Below are 20383 nucleotides of genomic sequence, written 5' to 3'. Positions count from 1 at the left end.
CACAACCGTAGAACCGATAATAAAGGCAATCGACCCCCATAAGCGGGTGCGTCCATAGTCGAGTAATTTCAATCGGCTGTAGTAATTCGCCATCGCATCTGACAAAGGCACAATCGGACCGCAACATAAGTTGAACAGCACCGTTGCCAACGCCATCAACCAAAAATCACCGCCCGTGAAAAAGTGGAAACCAATAAAAATGAGGGCAGCGACACTTAACCAACGTAAAGCAGGCATTAAGTGCTCTACTTTATGAATTCGAGGAGTTATCACTAAATTGGCAACGCATCGAGTCGCAAAGCCGACACCGATTAGAATGCCAATATCGCTTGGTGTCACGCCTTGGTCTTCAAACCACAGCGCCCAGAAAGGTAAATACACACCATAGGCAAAAAAGAACCCAAGAAAATATTGAGATATCCAGCCATAAGGGGAAGGGTTAAGCATCTAAAGACCTACTTAAAATTAAAGAATCGATTAACGCGTGAATTATGCCCACCTTAAGGTGGCTTAAAAAGGGAATAATTAGCTTGAGGTGATTTCCTTATTCGAAATAATCTCCCGATGAACTCATTTAAACCCTGTTAATTCAAAGGGCTTAGACTAAAGTCGTCTGGAGCTTCAGGGGAAACTTGTCAGACTAACCCTACCCCCATTCCAGTTTTGGTTACCCCATGCCTGATAAGTTTAATATGCAGTCTCCTCCCTTTGACCGCCTATCTGAGAGTCAGCAACTCACTCTGAGATCATCTTTAGATGTCGCATATTTCCGAGAGCGAGAAACCTTATTAGAGGCTGGGAAACCTTGTGAACACTTGCATATTCTTATTAAAGGAGCCGTTGAAGAGCGAGCACCACAGAGTGATGAAATCTTTGCCCATTATGCTAACGACGATATTTTTGATGTCCGAGGGCAATTAGAAGAAAAAGTTAAACACGACTACATCGCTTTGGAAGATACACTCAGCTATCTATTACCCAAAAAAATCTTCCTCGACCTTTACCAACAAAATGGGCAGTTTGCAGCGTACTTTGATACTAATTTAGCTCGTCGTCAGGAGCTAATCGAAGCCGCTAAAGAACAAAAAAACTTGGCTGAATTCATTCTGACGAAAGTCGACAGCAGTATTTATCACCCGCCAATGTTGCTCCCTCCAGACACTCCAATCAATGAGGTGACCCAACAACTTCGCGACAATGGCGTAGATTCAGCATTGGTACAACTTCCCCTTGGTGACCCTAGGTTAACGCAACACCCCGATGCACACCCTTATGCCATTGTTACCCGAACGAATATGCTACACGCGGTAATGCTAGAGGGTCATTCCCTGAACACGCCAGTCACCGACATTGCTACCTTCCCTGTGTTTCATGTAGAGGAAGGTGACTTCTTATTTAATGCCATGATCACAATGACCAGAAATCGGATGAAACGCGTCATGGTTTGTGAGGGTTCAAAAGCTATCGGCATGCTCGACATGACTCAAATACTGAGTGCGTTCTCAACTCACTCTCATGTATTAACTCTGAGCATAGCAAGAGCCACCAGTGTGGATGAGTTGGCTTTGGCCTCTAATAAACAAAGACAGTTAGTCGAGAGCTTATTAAGTAACGGTATTCGCACTCGGTTTATCATGGAGCTTATTTCAGCGGTCAATGAACAAATCATAGAAAAAGCATTCGAATTGGTTGTTCCTCCTGCTCTACACGATCATTGCTGCCTGATTGTTTTAGGCTCTGAGGGACGTGGAGAGCAAATTCTTAAGACCGACCAAGATAACGCTCTGATCATTCAGGATGGTCTCCATTGGCATCAATGCTCGAGTGTGATGGACACTTTAACCCATACTTTACAGCAGTTAGGCTACCCACTATGCCCAGGTAACGTCATGGTCAATAACCCACAATGGGTGCGAAGCCAATCTGAATGGAAAAGAGAACTGTCGAACTGGGTTCAATCAGCAACACCAGAAAAAGTGATGAACATAGCGATTATGGCTGATGCCCATGCCGTAGCGGGAAATCGGAATTTACTCACACCAATCCAAGAAAACTTAAGCCGATTAATGGCAGGACAAGAACTGATTTTGACAGAGTTCTGCCGACCTGCGATTAACTTCTCTGTACCGCTGACGTTATTCGGTAATGTGAAAAAGTCTAAGTCAGGTTTAGATATTAAACGAGGGGGGATTTTTCCTATCGTGCATGGTATCCGCGCACTTAGCCTCGAATATCAAATCACAGAAAAGAATACTTTCGACCGCATCAACGCATTAATTAGAAAGAAGGTGTTAGAACAAAGTACCGCCGACAATTTAAGTGAAGCTTTAAAAGAGTTCTTCAAATGGCGGTTAGCTCAACGCTTGGCTCAGCACAACAGCAGCAATAAGCTCGATATAAAATTAATGGACCGATCTGAACGAGACCTACTGAGGCACAGTTTGCACGTAGTGAAAAAATTTAAGCAGTGGCTCGGCTATCACTACCAGATCCGAGATTAGCGCTGCTAGGGGAAATGGTGACATTTCTCATCTAATAAAAAGAGAACAAAGCTGTATAAATAAATGATGAAAGCTCATCTAAGGATCTAGATTGAATTGGTTGGTGCGTAAATATTGGCAAAACAAACTGAAAGGCTCCCCTTTTCAGCCGCTGTTCTGCACCCCGCACCAAAGTGAGTTTGTCTCTTTAGATTGTGAAACCACCAGCTTAGATCCGAACCGTGCAGAAATTGTCACCATTGCCGCCACCAAGATCATTGATAACCGAATTATCACCAGTCAACCATTTGAAGTGCGATTACGCGCTCCTCAATCTCTCGATTCCACTTCCATAAAAATACACAGGATCCGTCATAAAGACTTACGTAATGGGATTGATGAGAAGCAAGCGTTACTTGACTTGCTAGACTTTATTGGCACTCGGCCATTAGTCGGTTACCACATTCGTTATGACAAAAAAATCCTTGATAGAGCGTGTAAGAAACAGCTTGGGTTTCCGCTACCCAACCAGTTAGTCGAAGTCAGCCAGCTTTACCATGACAAACTGCTTCAAAGTATGCCGAATGCCTATTTCGACCTCAGTTTAGATGCCATTTGTAAACAACTGGGGCTTCCTCAGCAAACTAATAAACATGATGCTCTCCAAGATGCAATTTCAGCCGCCTTAGTGTTTATTCGTTTAAAACATGGCGATACACCGACCTTTAACTCTTCTTACAGTCGTTAGATCCACTTCTCAATTTTCAGCTTAACTCGTCACTTTTCAAGTAAATAGCCCCTTCTCATCCTAAAGTCTAATTGTAGAAAACACCCTACTGTCGGAAAGTGATTAACAGAAGGTCGTTCATATTACATATGGTTAAAGTCAAATAGCCAAACGACACAGCAAACAACACTAATAGCCCAAACGCTCAGTTGGAGCACATAACGGAAATTTGCCTCACTCTAAGAAAGCACTTCAGTAAATGAGGTTCACCTTCAAAGAGTCGGCACAAGGAGAGAAGCAATGAGTGAAGCCCACGTTTATCCGGTAAAAGAAAATATCAAATCAACCACACACGCGGATAATGACACTTACCTAGCCATGTATCAGCAATCCGTTTCTGACCCTGTAGGTTTCTGGGGCGAGCACGGTAAAATTGTTGATTGGATTAAGCCATTCACCCAAGTTAAAAGTACTTCTTTTGACCCTGGCCATATCGACATTCGTTGGTTTGAAGATGGCACACTCAACGTTTCTGCAAACTGTATTGACCGTCACCTAGCTGAACGTGGTGATGAAGTAGCAATCATTTGGGAAGGTGACGACCCAGCTGACGACAAGACTCTGACTTTCAATCAACTTCACAAAGAAGTATGTGAGTTCTCTAACGCGCTAAAAGAGCAAGGTGTTCGTAAAGGTGATGTGGTGTGTTTGTACATGCCTATGGTACCTGAAGCAGCCGTTGCAATGCTTGCCTGTACTCGTATCGGAGCAGTACACACTGTTGTTTTTGGTGGCTTTTCTCCAGAAGCACTATCGGGCCGTATTATCGATTCTGATTCAAAAGTTGTTATCMCCGCCGATGAAGGCGTTCGTGGTGGCCGCGCAGTACCACTTAAGAAAAATGTAGATGAAGCCCTAACTAACCCTGAAGTTAAAAACATTGAGAAAGTCATTGTTATGAAGCGCACGGGTGGCGACATTGAGTGGCATGAACACCGTGATGTATGGTGGCATGAAGCAACAGCTAATGTTTCATCTGACTGCCCACCAGAAGAAATGAACGCCGAAGACCCACTATTCATTCTTTACACGTCAGGCTCAACCGGTAAACCAAAAGGTGTTCTACACACAACAGGTGGTTACCTAGTCTATGCAGCAATGACCTTCAAATACGTATTTGATTACCAAGAAGGTGAAACATTCTGGTGTACAGCTGATGTGGGTTGGATCACTGGTCATACTTACCTAATTTACGGCCCGCTTGCGAATGGCGCAAAAACCATCTTGTTTGAAGGTGTGCCGAACTATCCAAACACTAGCCGCATGAGCGAAGTGGTAGATAAGCATCAAGTAAACATTCTTTATACCGCTCCAACGGCCATTCGTGCACTAATGGCGAAAGGTAATGAAGCAGTAGAAGGCACTTCTCGTGACAGTCTACGAATTATGGGCTCAGTAGGTGAACCTATTAACCCAGAAGCTTGGGAGTGGTACTACAAAACGATTGGTAATGAGCAATCGCCAATTGTTGATACTTGGTGGCAAACAGAAACTGGCGGCATCTTAATTGCTCCACTACCGGGGGCAACAGATCTAAAACCTGGCTCAGCCACTCGTCCATTCTTCGGTGTTCAACCCGCACTAGTCGACAACATGGGTAACATTATCGAAGGCGCAACTGACGGTAACCTCGTTATTCTAGATTCATGGCCTGGTCAAATGCGTACTGTTTATGGCGACCATGATCGCTTTGAACAAACTTATTTCTCAACATTTAAAGGCATGTACTTCACCAGTGATGGTGCGCGCCGTGATGAAGATGGCTACTACTGGATCACAGGTCGCGTTGATGACGTACTGAATGTATCTGGTCACCGTATGGGTACAGCAGAAATTGAATCAGCATTAGTCGCGTTCGATAAGATTGCGGAGGCTGCAATTGTCGGTATTCCTCACGACATCAAAGGCCAAGCAATTTACGCTTACATCACTTTGAATGACGGCGAATTCCCAACAGCAGAACTTCATAAAGAAGTGAAGAACTGGGTACGTAAAGAAATTGGCCCAATAGCGACTCCTGACGTATTGCACTGGACCGACTCACTACCAAAAACTCGTTCAGGAAAAATCATGCGTCGTATTCTACGTAAAATTGCTACTGGCGACACAAGCAACCTAGGTGACACGTCAACACTTGCTGACCCAAGTGTGGTTGATAAGCTCATCGCCGAGAAAGCTGAACTAGCATAGTTAGTGATTGAAGTTTAAAACCGAGTGTTTTAAACAGCTGAACTAAGGAACCGTCACCATGTGACGGTTTTTTGTACCCGACCAACCTCCCAAATATCCATATTCGTGTAAAGGTTAAGCCCATATTTTGTTAACTTAGTACCAGTTCCGACCTATCAAGTCATGAGATTAGACCAGTAAATTGCTGCGATTTTCGCTGAATTAGCTATAATCTGGTTCTAATTTTTAAATTTGGGTTTTTCTTACTAGAAATTAACTCCAAATTTTCAATAAAATGGCAACATTCACATTCGTATTCACGATAAAGGAAGATAGCCCCAAGATGTCTACAAAATTAAGCATTCTAGTTCTAAATGGCCCAAACCTTAACCTTTTGGGACTTAGAGAGCCGGCTCACTACGGTTCTCAAACACTTGAGCAGATTATTGACTCATTAAAAGAACAAGCCAATGACCAAGATGTCGAGCTAACTCACCTACAATCAAACCGCGAATATGAGTTAATTGAAGCGATCCATGCTGCATACCAAAACGTTGATTTTATTATTATCAACCCTGCGGCATTTACGCATACCAGTGTTGCACTGCGTGATGCGTTACTTGGCGTCGCCATTCCGTTTATTGAAGTACACCTATCCAATGTGCATGCACGTGAAGCTTTCCGTCATCACTCATACCTATCTGATAAAGCAGAAGGTGTAATTTGTGGATTAGGTGCTCAAGGTTACCAATTTGCTTTGACTGCGGCGATTAACGCTCTGAAGTCAAAATAACGATAAATATCGTGACGTAGTAATACGCATAGATAGAACTAATACTTACCTACTCAGTCATAGAGTAAGGTCAATTAACAGATAAAGAGAAAGAAACAATGGATATTCGCAAAATCAAAAAGCTAATCGAATTGGTTGAAGAGTCTGGTATTTCTGAGCTAGAGATCTCTGAAGGTGAAGAATCAGTACGAATCAGCCGTAACAGCCCWGTATCTGCTGCGCCTATTCAATATGCAGCAGCGCCAGCTCCTGTAGCGGCACCAGTTGCGGCTCCAGCAGCTGCACCTGCAGAAGCTGCAGTACCTGCCGGTCACCAAGTTCTTTCTCCAATGGTTGGCACGTTCTACGGCGCTCCAAGCCCAGACGCAAAACCATTCGTAAAAGTTGGCCAACAAGTTACAGCTGGTGAAACTCTTTGCATCGTTGAAGCGATGAAAATGATGAACCAAATCGAAGCTGATAAATCTGGCGTTGTAACAGCTATCCTAGTTGAAGACGGCCAACCAGTTGAGTTCGACCAAGCTCTAGTAATTATCGAATAATAGAGAAGCCTCATTATGTTAGATAAATTAGTAATCGCGAACCGTGGTGAAATTGCACTACGTATTCTGCGTGCATGTAAAGAGCTTGGCATTAAAACGGTAGCAGTTCACTCAACTGCTGACCGCGATCTTAAGCACGTTCTACTTGCAGACGAAACCATTTGTATCGGTCCAGCTCGTGGTATCGATAGCTACCTGAACATCCCTCGTATCATCAGCGCTGCTGAAGTAACGGGCGCAGTTGCTATCCACCCTGGCTACGGCTTCCTATCTGAAAATGCAGATTTTGCAGAGCAGGTAGAACGCAGTGGTTTTATCTTCGTTGGCCCTAAAGCTGAAACCATTCGCATGATGGGTGACAAAGTGTCAGCTATCACGTCAATGAAGAAAGCGGGTGTACCTTGTGTACCAGGTTCTGACGGCCCTCTTGATGATGATGAAGTAAAAAACAAAGCGCACGCTAAGCGCATTGGCTTCCCTGTTATCATCAAAGCTTCTGGCGGCGGCGGCGGTCGTGGTATGCGTGTTGTTCGTTCTGAAGCAGAGCTAACAGAAGCTATCGCGATGACTCGTGCTGAAGCAAAAGCATGTTTCAATAACGACATGGTTTACATGGAAAAATTCCTAGAAAACCCTCGTCACATTGAAGTACAAGTTCTTGCAGATGGTCAAGGTAATGCTATCCACCTAGGTGAGCGTGACTGTTCAATGCAGCGTCGTCACCAGAAAGTTGTGGAAGAAGCTCCAGCACCTGGTATCACTGAAGAGATGYGTAAGTACATCGGTGACCGTTGTACTCGTGCATGTCTTGAGATTGGTTACCGCGGTGCAGGTACATTTGAATTCCTATACGAGAACGGTGAGTTCTACTTCATCGAAATGAATACTCGTATTCAGGTAGAGCACACGATTACTGAAATGGTAACGGGTATCGACCTAGTGAAAGAGCAACTGCGTATTGCAGCTGGCCAACCATTGTCTTACACACAAGACGATATCAAACTGAGTGGTCACTCAATCGAATGTCGTATCAACGCTGAAGATCCTGTTCGTTTCCTACCTTCACCAGGTAAGATTGAACGTTTCCACGCGCCAGGCGGCATGGGTGTTCGTTGGGAATCTCACATCTACACGGGCTACACAGTTCCACCACATTACGATTCAATGATTGGTAAGCTAATCACTTACGGTGAAAACCGTGACGTAGCTATCGCTCGTATGAAAAACGCATTGGGTGAAATGATCGTTGAAGGTATTAACGTAAATACTCAGCTTCAGCTTTCTATTATGAACGACGAGAACTTCCAACATGGTGGTGCAAATATTCACTACCTTGAGAAGAAGCTTGGTCTTCAGTAAAAACTAGTTTTTACTCATCGATTTTAAAATGCTCACTTTAGTGGGCATTTTTTGTTTTTGAGAAACGTAAAATTACCTAGGTTTAACTGGTGTTTCAGAATGGGCTTTTCGTGAATTTGCTCATATTTTCTGCTAGACTCGCCATCCAATTTTTTATCAGATAGAAGACGCAGCCATGCCTTGGATTCAAATCAAGCTCAATGCAACCAATGAAAATGCCGAACAGATCGGTGATATGTTAATGGAAGAGACTGGTGCTCTATCCGTAACTTTCCTTGATGCACAAGATACTCCTGTATTTGAGCCTCTGCCGGGTGAAACGCGCCTTTGGGGTGATACAGACATCCTTGCACTTTACGACGCTGAAATTGATACAGGCATCGTGCTAGCGCAAATCAAAGCAAGTAACATGTTCCCTTCAGATTTTGCTCATAAAGTAGAACAAATTGAAGATAAAGACTGGGAACGTGAATGGATGGATAACTTCCACCCAATGAAGTTTGGCGAGCGCCTGTGGATTTGCCCAAGCTGGCGCGATATTCCAGAGCCAGATGCCGTTAACGTTATGTTAGACCCAGGCCTTGCATTCGGTACTGGTACTCACCCAACGACAGCACTGTGTCTAGAATGGCTAGAAGGCCTAGACCTAACAGGCAAAACCGTGATCGATTTCGGTTGTGGTTCTGGCATCTTAGCGATCGCTGCGATCAAACTGGGCGCAGCAAAAGTTATCGGGATCGATATTGATCCTCAAGCTCTATTAGCTTCTAAAGATAATGCACAACGTAATGGTGTTGCGGAGCAACTTGAAGTGTTCTTACCTCAGGATCAACCTGAAGGTCTAATCGCTGACGTCGTTGTTGCTAACATTCTTGCAGGTCCACTTCGTGAACTTTCGGGCATCATTAAAAGCCTTGTAAAAGCAGACGGCGTACTCGCAATGTCGGGTGTTTTAGATACACAAGCTGAAGATGTTGCGACTTATTACCGTGATGAGCTTCACATTGATCCGATTATCGAGCAACAAGAGTGGTGTCGCATCTCTGGTCGCAAGCAAGGCTAGACAAGACTTTGGGGTCTAATTGACTGAATTTTAAGCAAATTACAAAAACAAATTGTAAATGCTCAAATATTAGTCTTTTCACGCAGCGAAAAAATGCGTAAAATGCGCGCCCTTGCTGGTACAGAACTGTGATGACGTTTTTGAAAATCGGAAATTATCAACTTAAGAACAATCTAATCGTCGCTCCAATGGCTGGCGTAACGGATAGACCATTCCGTGAGTTGTGTCTTCGCTACGGTGCGGGGATGGCAGTCAGTGAAATGATGTCCTCCAATCCTAAAGTTTGGAAAACGTCGAAGTCTCAGCAGCGTATGGTACATGAAGGCGAATCGGGCATTCGTTCAGTACAAATCGCTGGTGCAGATCCACAGCTTATGGCCGAAGCTGCGCAATTCAATGTCGATAACGGTGCTCAAATCATCGATATCAATATGGGTTGCCCAGCAAAAAAAGTGAATAAGAAGCTTGCGGGCTCAGCTCTGCTTCAGCATCCAGAACTCATTGAAGATATTCTGAAAGCTGTCGTAAATGCTGTCGACGTTCCAGTAACGTTGAAAACGCGTACAGGCTGGGATACAGACAATAGAAACTGTGTCCAAATTGCTAAAATAGCCGAAGACTGCGGCATACAAGCACTTGCCCTTCACGGGAGAACTCGCGCTTGTATGTACAAAGGTGAGGCAGAATACAAACACATTAAAGCAGCAAAACAAGCAGTATCTATTCCGGTTATCGCTAACGGTGATATCGATAGCCCGGAAAAAGCGAAGTTTGTGCTGGAGTACACCGGCGCTGATGCTTTAATGATAGGTCGACCTGCCCAAGGACGTCCTTGGATTTTTAACGAAATCCTACACTATTTGGAAAACGGCACCACGATGGATCCGCTCCCGACTTCGGAAGTGAAAGACATCATGCTTGGTCACGTTCACGCTCTACATGAATTTTATGGAGAGTTTTTAGGCCCTCGCATTGCTCGTAAGCATGTGGGTTGGTACCTAAAAGAACATGAACAAGCGAGTGAGTTTCGCCGTACCTTCAACGCATTCGAAGCAGGTGATCTGCAGCTTGAAGCGCTAGAAGGTTTTTTTGATAACGTTGCACCATAATTACGAGAAGAGCTAGACCGAATATGTTCGAACAAAATCTGACTTCAGAAGCATTGACAGTAACTACAGTTACATCACAAGACCAAATCACGCAGAAACCACTACGTGACTCAGTTAAAGCATCATTGAAAAATTACCTTGCTCAATTAAACGGTCAAGAAGTCAGCGAGTTATACGAATTAGTATTAGCTGAAGTTGAACAGCCACTACTAGACACTATCATGCAGTACACTCGCGGTAACCAAACTCGCGCAGCAACCATGATGGGTATTAACCGCGGTACTCTTCGCAAGAAACTTAAAAAATACGGCATGAACTAATCGTTCTTTCGTAATTGATTGAATTAGAAGCCGAGGTCTTAATTGAACTCGGCTTTTTATTTATATAATCTAACAACATTTGTTTGATTATTAATCAGTTTGTGAGATGTAACGATTGATCACTTTATCACTACCGATATAATGACCTATTACTCTAATCGTCTGGTAAGGCTGCATGCTTGATATGAACAGGGAAGAATGGCTCAGCACATTGCTTAGTGAACTTCCTGATCGCCACCTTCTGATCGACAAAACCGGACGTATTGTTGAAAGCTTTGGTGATCCTACAAGTTACCCCCCTCACCACTCAATCTCAGATCTATTACCACCAGCGATTGCCGAACAGGTAATGAAAGCCGTTCAACAAGCTCACTTCACTGGTGAAATACAGCACACTCAATATTCTCTAGCGCCCTGCCAACAGCTTCAACTTTCTATCGAACAGCTTTGCTCTCAAGATGAAAATAGCTCGGGTTTAGACAATCGCCGCTTTGAATCAACATTGAAGCCAATGTCTCTCTCATCAGGGAACAGTTACATTCTGTGGCAAGAAAGAGATGTGACCAAAACGTATTTACGTGAAATGGAGCTGCAAAAGCTCGCTGAAACTGATGAACTCACTGGCATTTTAAACAGACGCGCATTCATCATCGGTTTGGAAAAAGAGTTTAAGAGCTCATCAAATCAAAGCTTAACTTGTTTGATGATCGACATTGACCACTTCAAAGAGATCAATGACCAAGTTGGTCACTTGTCAGGTGATGAGGTTATTGTTCAAGTCGCGAGCTTGTGTAAACAATCCATAGATGAAAACGACTATATTGGCCGTTTAGGTGGTGAAGAATTTGGGGTTGTCCTGACTCATACTAGCGCAATTCAAGCCTATGACATCGCTGAAAGTATCCGAACCGCTATAGAGTCGAGTCCCTGCACCGTAGACGAACATATTATTTATCCAACAGTAAGCATTGGAGTCGCGGAATTCACACCAAGGCTTGAAACCGTCAAAGAGCTATTAGTACAAGCTGATAAGGCTATGTACTATTCCAAGCAAACGGGCAGAAACCAAGTTACGCTTTATCACGACAACCTACCTACCCTAAAAGCTGATGCCCAATTGAGAGCGAAAATTCTTAAAGCTTCTTAATTCATTATCTATCGGTAATAAGTGACGAGCATGACTGCTTACATTCTTCACTGGCTAAAGCGCCAAGAATTGAACAATGGCTCGCATCGTCATCCACATGACCACAACACGCATCATTAATCTTCTCCAAGGCAGTGCGGATCCTGCCAAGCTCCTTTATCTTTTCATCAATCAGCGTCAATTTGGCCGTTGTAATTGCTTTTACTTCTGCGCAGCTGTGTTCTGTTGCTTCGAGTTTTATCTCAAGTAACTCTCGGATCTCATCTAAACTCAAACCTAATTCTTTTGATTTAAGAATGAAGCTCACCTGTTTTTGATTCTCCTCGTTATAAAGGCGATACCCCGACTCACTGCGGCTAGCTGGCACAATTAAATTATTCTTTTCATAAAAACGTAAGGTATCAGCTGTCACACCACATCGTTTTGCTAATTCACCGATCTGAAACATATTTTTCCTACTATGTCGTCCATTCCACAATTAACCTTATCGTTACTTTTCAGGCTGAAATGGCACTTTTCATAATTAATTTTGAGATGCCAAACGATTGCGCGAGCTTTTTTGTAATAAATTAGTTAGAATCTGCGCCATCAAATTTGGAGTTGGTTATCTTATAGCTTGATTATAAGAACATCCCAAAGGTCTTTACCAAAACTGGCCAATATTTTATCTCTTACTTGTATCTACGATACTCCACACTAAGAAGATAGAAACAAGTTCTTTTTTGGCAAATATCTTTATTTTAACCCCATGAATTTGAGGAAGATGGAAGCATGAATAACGCTCGTCCAATTCGCCGCGCTCTAATCAGCGTATCAGACAAAACTGGTATCGTTGAATTTGCACAAGCTCTTGCTAACCGTGGTGTAGATATTCTATCTACCGGTGGCACTGCTCGCCTGCTTGCTGAAAAAGGCATCTCTGTTACAGAAGTATCTGACTACACTGGTTTCCCAGAAATGATGGATGGCCGTGTTAAGACTCTGCACCCAAAAGTTCATGGTGGTGTTCTAGGCCGTCGTGGCCAAGATGATGACGTGATGGAAACTCACGGTATCAACCCTATCGATATGGTTGTTGTAAACCTATACCCATTCGCAGAAACCGTTGCTAAAGAAGGTTGTACCCTTGCTGACGCTGTTGAGAACATCGATATCGGTGGTCCAACAATGGTTCGCTCTGCAGCGAAAAACCACAAAGACGTAACTATCGTTGTAAACGCACACGACTACGAGCGCGTTGTAGCTGAAATGGACGCTAACGAGAAATCTCTAACACTAGAGACTCGCTTCGACCTAGCTATCGCAGCATTCGAACACACGGCTTCTTACGACGGTATGATCGCTAACTACTTCGGCACTATGGTTCCATCTTACGGTGAGAACAAAGAAGGTGATGAAGAGTCTAAATTCCCTCGCACGTTCAACCAACAGTTCGAGAAAAAACAAGACATGCGCTACGGTGAGAACAGCCACCAAGCAGCGGCATTCTACGTTGAAGCAAACCCTGAAGAAGCATCAGTTTCTACTGCTCGCCAAATCCAAGGTAAAGCGCTTTCTTACAACAACATCGCTGACACTGACGCAGCACTTGAGTGTGTGAAAGAGTTCGACGAGCCAGCATGTGTGATCGTTAAGCACGCTAACCCATGTGGTGTAGCACTAGGTGAAGACATCTTAGAAGCTTACGACCGTGCATTCAAAACAGACCCAACGTCTGCATTTGGCGGTATCATCGCATTCAACCGTGAACTAGACGCAGCTACAGCAACAGCTATCACTGAACGTCAATTCGTTGAAGTTATCATCGCACCTTCTGTTTCTGCTGAAGCAGTAGAAATCGTAGCAGCTAAGAAAAACCTTCGCCTACTTGAGTGTGGTGAGTGGACAACTAAGACAACTGGCTTTGACGTGAAACGCGTTAACGGCGGCCTACTGGTTCAAGACCGTGACCAAGGTATGGTTTCAGAAGACGACCTTAAAGTGGTTTCTAAGCGCCAACCTACAGCTGAAGAGCTAAAAGACGCACTGTTCTGCTGGAAAGTAGCTAAGTACGTTAAATCTAACGCTATCGTTTACTCAAAAGGCGATATGACTGTTGGCGTTGGTGCAGGCCAAATGAGCCGCGTTTACTCTGCGAAAATCGCAGGCATCAAAGCTGCAGACGAAGGTCTACAAGTTGAAGGCTGTGTAATGGCATCTGATGCATTCTTCCCATTCCGTGACGGTATCGACGCGGCAGCAGAAGCTGGCATCAAATGTGTTATCCAACCGGGCGGCTCTATGCGTGATGACGAAGTTATCGCAGCAGCAGACGAGCACGGCATGGCGATGATCTTTACAGGCATGCGTCACTTCCGCCACTAATCAAAAAAAGGCTCTAGGTTTTCCTAGAGCCTTTTTTATTCGTTTAACCGTTCATTAATGTTGGCGTTTTACTCATCAACGTTAATAGAAATTTTAATTTTTAGAGCAAAATCAGATTGCCTAGTTCAAGGAGAACACGCGGAGCTTATGACTATAAGTGAGCATGTTTGACGTCGAAATCGGTAATCTGATGAAGCTATCAAAGGTAAAATAAAATGAATGTATTAATTATCGGCGCTGGCGGTAGAGAACATGCTTTGGGTTGGAAAGCGGCACAAAACCCAAACGTTGAAACAGTATTCATCGCGCCAGGTAACGCTGGTACTGCACTTGAGCCAAAACTAGAGAACGTAAACATCGGTGTTGAAGACATCGCTGGTTTAGTGGCGTTTGCTCAAGAGAAAAAAATCGAGCTAACCATAGTGGGCCCTGAAGCACCATTAGTTATCGGTGTGGTTGATGCATTCCGCGAAGTAGGTTTACCTATCTTTGGCCCGACTCAAGCAGCAGCTCAGCTTGAAGGTTCTAAAGCTTTCACTAAAGACTTCCTAGCTCGCCATGATATCCCAACAGGTTACTACGCAAACTTCACAGAGATCGAGCCTGCTATCGCTTACGTTCGTGAGCAAGGTGCTCCAATCGTAGTGAAAGCTGATGGTCTTGCTGCAGGTAAAGGTGTAATTGTTGCAATGACGCTTGAAGAAGCAGAAGACGCTATCAAAGACATGCTAGCAGGCAACGCATTTGGTGAAGCTGGTAGCCGCGTGGTTATCGAAGAATTCCTTGAAGGTGAAGAAGCAAGTTTCATCGTTATGGTTGATGGCTCTAGCGTACTTCCTATGGCCACCAGCCAAGACCACAAACGTGTTGGCGACAAAGACACAGGCCCTAACACGGGCGGTATGGGAGCTTACTCACCAGCGCCAGTTGTGACTCCAGAAATCCACAACCGTATCCTTGAGGAAGTTATCTACCCAACGGTACGTGGTATGGACGCAGAAGGCGCTCCTTATACTGGTTTCCTTTACGCTGGCCTAATGATCGACGCTGATGGCACACCTAAAGTTATCGAATATAACTGCCGCTTTGGCGACCCAGAAACGCAGCCTATCATGATGCGTATGGAGTCTGACCTTGTTGAGCTTTGCTTAATGGCTATCGATGAGAAGCTAGACGAAGCGGAATCTAAGTGGGACCCTCGTGCTTCTATCGGTGTTGTTCTTGCAGCTGGCGGTTACCCTGCTGACTACGCGAAAGGCGACGTTATTTCACTACCAACAAGCGAAGTTGAAGGCCAAAAGGTTTTCCACGCTGGTACTACAAATAACGAAGCTGGCGACGTTGTGACAAACGGTGGTCGTGTACTTTGTGCTACGGCACTAGGTAATACGGTTTCTGAGGCTCAGGAGCGTGCCTACGCACTAACGAAGCAAGTTAGCTGGAATGGTATGTTCCATCGTAATGACATCGGTTACCGTGCGATTGCACGCGAACAAGAGAAGTAAGAGACTAACTCTCTAAAATACAAAAAGGCGCTTTGATAGCGCCTTTTTTCATTCTGATATTTTAATCACAGTGATTTCATTCATAAACCACTTCAAGTTTGTTGGAAATTACTCTGTTGCTAATTCCGGCCTATCAATACAATCTTGGCTATCTTCAGCTAACATCAGTAACTCTTCAACTGATACTTTACCTAATGTTTGACGCCCTAAGAATGCAGCATAGCTGTYAACACTAGCCAACCGGCTGATCACAAAGCTTGGTAGAGTTTGATTAAATTCCAGATTTGAAAACTCTTTTCCGTCACAAGTTTCAAAAACTCGGCCATCCCAATAACCTTGGATAAGCTCTAAACCATCATTGTCTTGTTCATAAGTCGCTTTCAGCACTGACTCCGCTTCTTTCTGATAACGCTGTAGCTGCTCAGCTTGTACTGGCAGAACACGAGTATCGATACGGTATTGCTGATAAATAGCTTCATTATCTTTAGAGAAACGAATATGGACGCGGTAAGGCACAAGCTCATTCACAGAATTACGCTGCTCACCCTGACGAATAAACTCGCGTAGGTTTTGGTCTTGCCAGCGGTAGTTACTTTTGTACCAGCCGTAATCACCAACGGTGACGTAGTCTGATGCTGTATGAGGTTGGGTTAGCTTGTTGGTCACCCAGTAAAAACTGGTTGCATCTCCCATGACTTGACCGCCAGAGAAATTTGAAAATTGGTCTAAATTAGGGCCTGGTGAAGAAGACGAACACCCAAGAATGACAGAAGATAATAGTGGAACAATGAAGAATGCTTTATTCATAAAAACCTGTACCGAGGTGAGATGAGACTACCTCGGTACAGTTTAGATTATTTTACTGAATCTTTCAGTGCTTTACCTGCTACAAATGCAGGAACATTTGCTGCTGCAATTTGGATCTCATCACCAGTTTTTGGATTACGGCCAGTACGAGCTGCACGGTGGTTTACTTTGAAAGTACCAAAACCAATTAGTTGAACTTGGTCGCCATCTTTAAGTGCATCCGTTACGCCACCAAGAGTCGCTTCTAGTGCTGATTTAGCTTGAGCTTTAGAAAGGTCCGCTTTTTCAGCAATAAAGTCGATTAATTGAGTCTTGTTCATTAGGTTTCCCTTCTTTGTAATTTTGAATTCGGATTCACTCTAAAACATAAATGCCCTATCTGGCAAAGGTTTGTCGTCGATCTTTAGCTCTAATGCCGTAGTTTTAGCCATAATATGAGTAATAACTCACAATTTGTTACTGATTTTATTGAGTAAGCCCTTGTTTAAAAGGGGCTGAGAGTGAAATTAATGATGACCTAGCCACTACTTATTCTCTATAATCCACCTTGAATCGCTGACAAAGCGTACAATTTAATTTAAGGGCAAACATGCTGCTGCTAACTATTTACGTCTCCATTGCTATTGGAGTTTCTTTCATTTGTTCTGTGTTGGAAGCTGTACTTTTGAGTATTAGTCCGAGCTACATTGCTCAACTAAAACAAGATGGGCACCCTGCAGCAGAGTCACTAGACAAACTGAAAACAGACATCGACCGTCCACTTGCGTCGATTTTAACGCTCAATACCATTGCACATACTATCGGTGCTGCGACAGCTGGCGCACAAGCCGCTGTAGTTTTTGGCAGCCAATGGTTGGGTGTATTCTCTGCAGTTTTAACTCTGGGTATTTTGGTTTTATCTGAAATTGTGCCAAAAACCATTGGTGCAACTTACTGGCGTCAACTTGCTCCAACATCTGCGAATGTACTTCGCTGGATGGTATTCTTCCTTACTCCATTTGTGTGGTTCTCAGAGCAAATCACCAAGCGTCTAGCTCGTGGTCACCAAGCACCAAAAATGCGTGATGAGCTATCTGCAATGGCGATTTTGGCAAAAGAGAGTGGTGAGTTTGCAGAAGGTGAATCGAAAATCCTAAGCAACCTGTTAGGTATTCAAGATGTACCGGTGACTCAAGTCATGACACCTCGCCCAGTCGTATTTCGTGTTAACGCTGAAATGACGATCAACGCTTTTCTTGAAGAGCATAAAGACACGCCATTTTCACGTCCTCTGGTTTATAGCGAACAGACGGACAACATCATTGGCTTCGCTCACCGCCTAGAACTGTTCCGATTACAGCAAGCGGGTTGTGGTGAAAAAGCACTAGGTGAAGTAATGCGCCCTATTCACGTATTACTGAACAACATGGGCTTAGCGAAAGCATTTGACCAAATGATGTCGAACAGGCTGCAACTAGCGCTTGTGGTTGATGAATACGGAACTATTCAGGGGCTATTAACGCTTGAAGATATCTTTGAGCATTTAGTAGGGGAAGAGATCGTTGATGAAGCAGACAAGAACACAGATATGCAGGAATTGGCTTTCCAACGCTGGGAAAGCTGGAAAGAGACACATGGTGTGATTGAAAGCCGTGATGACGAGGAAGAAGACGTCACTCAAGAAGCTCTCGATAAAAAAGAATCTTAAATGAATAAAGGCTCCTTTCGGAGCCTTTCTTTTTATTCGTTTTCGAATTAATTAGTATTCGAACGTCACGCCAATATTACTGATTGCGTCTTCACGTAATTCATGACGCAGATCTTTAATCAATTCAATATCACGCTCAGTCGCTTCACGCAAAGGTCGGAAAATGGCCCATTGCACATCCCACTCTTCGCACACTGCTTCATTTTCTTTTTGGTTGTCGTTAGTGATTACTTCACTACCTTGTGCCTGCTCTAGATCTGCTACAGTTTGTACCGACTGCTGACTAAGCTTTAGCATTGATTCAAACAAGTGCTCACGGTCAAGTAAACCATGTAGCAGCGTTGACAGGCCTTGGCATGCATCCATTGCCGGATAAACACCATAGAAATCGAAATCATCTGCACTTGGGAATAACTCTTCAAGTTTCTCTAACTGGCGTTCGAAATTTACTTTAGCCGTTTTCACTGTCAGAGTTTCCCATACACTATCAAGCACATCACGGTAAATGCGTGCTTCAGCAAATTCTGTATTCTCACAAAACATGGCATAGTTAGGGTACATACGCTCACACAGACACGTCATGAAGGTAATTTGTTGCCAAGGTTCTAACTTTTCAAGACGAACCTGAAGTGGATTCTGTAGCATAGTCACTCAATAATTGCAGAAAAAGACAGCGGAAGTGTACTTGATAAACACTAGAGGGAAAAGGTAAGCCTATGAACAATTTCACGAATAAGCTCTATATTCTCACAGAGCACAACGACACCTACAAACAGCTTATCCTAAATCAGTCATTACCTGATCTCGAAATCTGTGATAAACCGGATCAAGCCTCTATTGTCTTAGCTTCTCCCCCATTGATTGTAGACCAATTAGATCACTTTATTTCGCTAGAATGGTTGCAATCCACCTACGCGGGAGTCAACACACTCGTCAACAATAAGCTTCGCCAAGACTATACGTTAACCAACATTAAAGGCATTTTTGGCCCGGCTATTGCTGAATATGTTTTGGGCTATTCAATCAGTCATTACCGTCACTTTCAAACTTACCACCAGCAGCAAACACAACAAATTTGGCAGCCTCACCTATACAGTTCACTGAAGGGCAAAGTCATGGTAGTTCTAGGGACAGGCTCTATTGGCAGCCATCTTGCTCAAGCGGCTTCCGCACTTGGTATTCACACTATCGGTATCAACCGAACAGGGATCCCCTCTAAGAGTTTGAGCTTTAAAGACACTTTTCATATTAATGAAATTGAAGCAGCATTTAAGCAAGCGGATATTATAGTGAATACTTTACCTGCAACGGAAGATACTATCGGTCTACTCAACGAAGAAACACTGAGTTACTGCAACCAAGTATTGCTGTTTAATGTAGGACGCGGTGAAACGTTAGATGATAAATCACTCTTACTCGCTCTGAAGAACCAATGGGTTCAACATGCTTTCCTAGACGTGTTTACGCAAGAGCCCCTAACGAACGCTCACCCCTTTTGGAAACTACCTCAAATAACGGTAACACCACATATCGCAGCACTGAGTGAACCAAGACAGGTCGTTAATATATTCTCTGAAAATTACCAGCTGTGGCGAGATGGGTTCAAGCTCAATCACATTATCGATTTTGACAAGGGTTACTGATGTTCTCCTCGCTACTGGCTGATATTCGTAACTGTAGAGTGTGTGAGGCAGAACTGTCACACGGGGCGAACCCTGTCATTCAAGCTCATCCTGACGCAACCTTACTCATCATAGGGCAAGCTCCAGGCCTTAAAGTACACGAGTCGTCAGTCCCTTGGAACGATGCCAGTGGAGTTCGTCTAAGGGAATGGCTAGGGATTGATGAGAATACTTTTTACAATGAACAGAAAGTCGCAATAGTCCCAATGGGTTTATGTTATCCAGGAAAAGGAAAGAGTGGAGATTTACCACCACGTAAAGAATGCGCCCCTCTTTGGCATAAACAAGTGCTGAAAAGTCTGCCAAACATAAAAATGACGTTACTGATCGGTCAATATGCTCAAAATTACTACCTCGAAGATAAAACGACCACTACGCTCACCGAGACTATACGTCAATGGCAAACTTGGGCACCCGATTTTTTGCCTCTTCCTCATCCCTCTCCTCGTAATAATATATGGTTAAAGAAGAATGCTTGGTTTGAAAGAGAGGTTCTTCCATATATCCGAAAACAGGTTTCAGAGCATTTGGCCTACGATGTTCCTAAAGCGTAATAAGCTGAACTACAG

General features: G+C 43.8%; 20 protein-coding genes. 15 read left to right on the top strand and 5 right to left on the bottom strand.

Annotated elements, in window-relative coordinates; genetic code table 11:
- On the bottom strand, positions 1-447 hold a 447-nt coding region (locus L4C33_RS05410), incomplete at its 3' end, for an MFS transporter (RefSeq protein WP_428811421.1).
- Positions 448-674: 227 nt separating this feature from the next.
- Between L4C33_RS05410 and L4C33_RS05405 the strand changes: the two genes are divergently transcribed.
- From L4C33_RS05405 to L4C33_RS05360, 10 genes are all read left to right on the top strand, one after another.
- Complete coding sequence (locus L4C33_RS05405; RefSeq protein ID WP_428811420.1) at positions 675-2501, top strand: DUF294 nucleotidyltransferase-like domain-containing protein; 1827 nt, start codon at positions 675-677, stop codon at positions 2499-2501.
- Positions 2502-2592: 91 nt separating this feature from the next.
- Positions 2593-3228, top strand: a complete 636-nt coding sequence (locus L4C33_RS05400) for a 3'-5' exonuclease (RefSeq protein WP_428811419.1) — start codon at positions 2593-2595, stop codon at positions 3226-3228.
- 279 nt (positions 3229-3507) lie between these two features.
- Positions 3508-5457, top strand: a complete 1950-nt coding sequence (gene acs, locus L4C33_RS05395) for an acetate--CoA ligase (protein WP_428811418.1) — start codon at positions 3508-3510, stop codon at positions 5455-5457.
- A 322-nt stretch (positions 5458-5779) separates the two neighbouring features.
- Positions 5780-6229, top strand: coding sequence for a type II 3-dehydroquinate dehydratase (gene aroQ, locus L4C33_RS05390; protein ID WP_428811417.1), 450 nt, complete (start codon positions 5780-5782; stop codon positions 6227-6229).
- 98 nt (positions 6230-6327) lie between these two features.
- Positions 6328-6771 (top strand): acetyl-CoA carboxylase biotin carboxyl carrier protein, encoded by a 444-nt coding sequence (gene accB / locus L4C33_RS05385; protein WP_428811416.1) that lies wholly within the window; start codon positions 6328-6330, stop codon positions 6769-6771.
- 15 nt (positions 6772-6786) lie between these two features.
- Positions 6787-8130 (top strand): acetyl-CoA carboxylase biotin carboxylase subunit, encoded by a 1344-nt coding sequence (gene accC, locus L4C33_RS05380; protein ID WP_428811415.1) that lies wholly within the window; start codon positions 6787-6789, stop codon positions 8128-8130.
- Positions 8131-8305: 175 nt separating this feature from the next.
- Positions 8306-9193 (top strand): 50S ribosomal protein L11 methyltransferase, encoded by an 888-nt coding sequence (gene prmA, locus L4C33_RS05375; protein ID WP_428811414.1) that lies wholly within the window; start codon positions 8306-8308, stop codon positions 9191-9193.
- A gap of 140 nt (positions 9194-9333) precedes the next feature.
- On the top strand, positions 9334-10302 hold the full coding sequence (dusB, locus tag L4C33_RS05370) for a tRNA dihydrouridine synthase DusB (RefSeq protein ID WP_428811422.1): 969 nt from the start codon (positions 9334-9336) through the stop codon (positions 10300-10302).
- 23 nt (positions 10303-10325) lie between these two features.
- A complete protein-coding gene (gene fis / locus L4C33_RS05365; protein WP_004729744.1) occupies positions 10326-10622 on the top strand; it encodes a DNA-binding transcriptional regulator Fis in 297 nt (98 codons plus the stop codon).
- Positions 10623-10797: 175 nt separating this feature from the next.
- Positions 10798-11769: a GGDEF domain-containing protein gene (locus tag L4C33_RS05360; protein ID WP_428811413.1), complete on the top strand. Its 972-nt coding sequence runs from the start codon at positions 10798-10800 to the stop codon at positions 11767-11769.
- A 4-nt stretch (positions 11770-11773) separates the two neighbouring features.
- Here L4C33_RS05360 and zntR read toward each other — a convergent pair whose 3' ends face one another.
- Positions 11774-12217 carry a Zn(2+)-responsive transcriptional regulator gene (gene zntR, locus L4C33_RS05355; RefSeq protein WP_428811412.1) on the bottom strand — a complete coding sequence of 148 codons (444 nt, stop codon included), beginning with the start codon at positions 12215-12217 and terminating at the stop codon, positions 11774-11776.
- Positions 12218-12540: 323 nt separating this feature from the next.
- Here zntR and purH point away from each other — a divergent pair, with 323 nt between their 5' ends.
- A complete protein-coding gene (purH, locus tag L4C33_RS05350) occupies positions 12541-14133 on the top strand; it encodes a bifunctional phosphoribosylaminoimidazolecarboxamide formyltransferase/IMP cyclohydrolase (protein WP_428811411.1) in 1593 nt (530 codons plus the stop codon).
- 215 nt (positions 14134-14348) lie between these two features.
- On the top strand, positions 14349-15638 hold the full coding sequence (purD, locus tag L4C33_RS05345) for a phosphoribosylamine--glycine ligase (RefSeq protein ID WP_428811410.1): 1290 nt from the start codon (positions 14349-14351) through the stop codon (positions 15636-15638).
- Between the two features lie 108 nt (positions 15639-15746).
- On the opposite strand, the gene L4C33_RS05340 is transcribed toward purD, so the two are convergent.
- Entirely contained in the window at positions 15747-16445 is a 699-nt protein-coding gene (locus tag L4C33_RS05340; RefSeq protein WP_428811409.1) for a DUF1481 domain-containing protein, read from the bottom strand.
- Positions 16446-16492: 47 nt separating this feature from the next.
- On the bottom strand, positions 16493-16765 hold the full coding sequence (hupA, locus tag L4C33_RS05335; protein ID WP_248388902.1) for a nucleoid-associated protein HU-alpha: 273 nt from the start codon (positions 16763-16765) through the stop codon (positions 16493-16495).
- Between the two features lie 269 nt (positions 16766-17034).
- Here hupA and L4C33_RS05330 point away from each other — a divergent pair, with 269 nt between their 5' ends.
- A complete protein-coding gene (locus L4C33_RS05330) occupies positions 17035-18132 on the top strand; it encodes a CNNM domain-containing protein (protein WP_428811408.1) in 1098 nt (365 codons plus the stop codon).
- Positions 18133-18183: 51 nt separating this feature from the next.
- On the opposite strand, the gene L4C33_RS05325 is transcribed toward L4C33_RS05330, so the two are convergent.
- Positions 18184-18777: a YjaG family protein gene (locus L4C33_RS05325; protein ID WP_428811407.1), complete on the bottom strand. Its 594-nt coding sequence runs from the start codon at positions 18775-18777 to the stop codon at positions 18184-18186.
- Positions 18778-18848: 71 nt separating this feature from the next.
- Here L4C33_RS05325 and L4C33_RS05320 point away from each other — a divergent pair, with 71 nt between their 5' ends.
- Together L4C33_RS05320 and L4C33_RS05315 are read left to right on the top strand one after the other, a co-directional pair.
- On the top strand, positions 18849-19775 hold the full coding sequence (locus L4C33_RS05320) for a D-2-hydroxyacid dehydrogenase (protein WP_428811406.1): 927 nt from the start codon (positions 18849-18851) through the stop codon (positions 19773-19775).
- On the top strand, positions 19775-20368 hold the full coding sequence (locus L4C33_RS05315; protein ID WP_428811405.1) for a uracil-DNA glycosylase family protein: 594 nt from the start codon (positions 19775-19777) through the stop codon (positions 20366-20368). The genes L4C33_RS05320 and L4C33_RS05315 overlap by 1 nt, the downstream gene beginning before the upstream one ends.
- The last annotated feature ends 15 nt before the right edge of the window (positions 20369-20383 follow it).

Source organism: Vibrio makurazakiensis, from assembly GCF_050337375.1.
In the GTDB taxonomy this organism is placed as follows: domain Bacteria; phylum Pseudomonadota; class Gammaproteobacteria; order Enterobacterales; family Vibrionaceae; genus Vibrio; species Vibrio makurazakiensis.
Note: the sequence above shows the minus strand (reverse complement) of the source record. Positions and strands in the feature narration are given on the sequence as shown.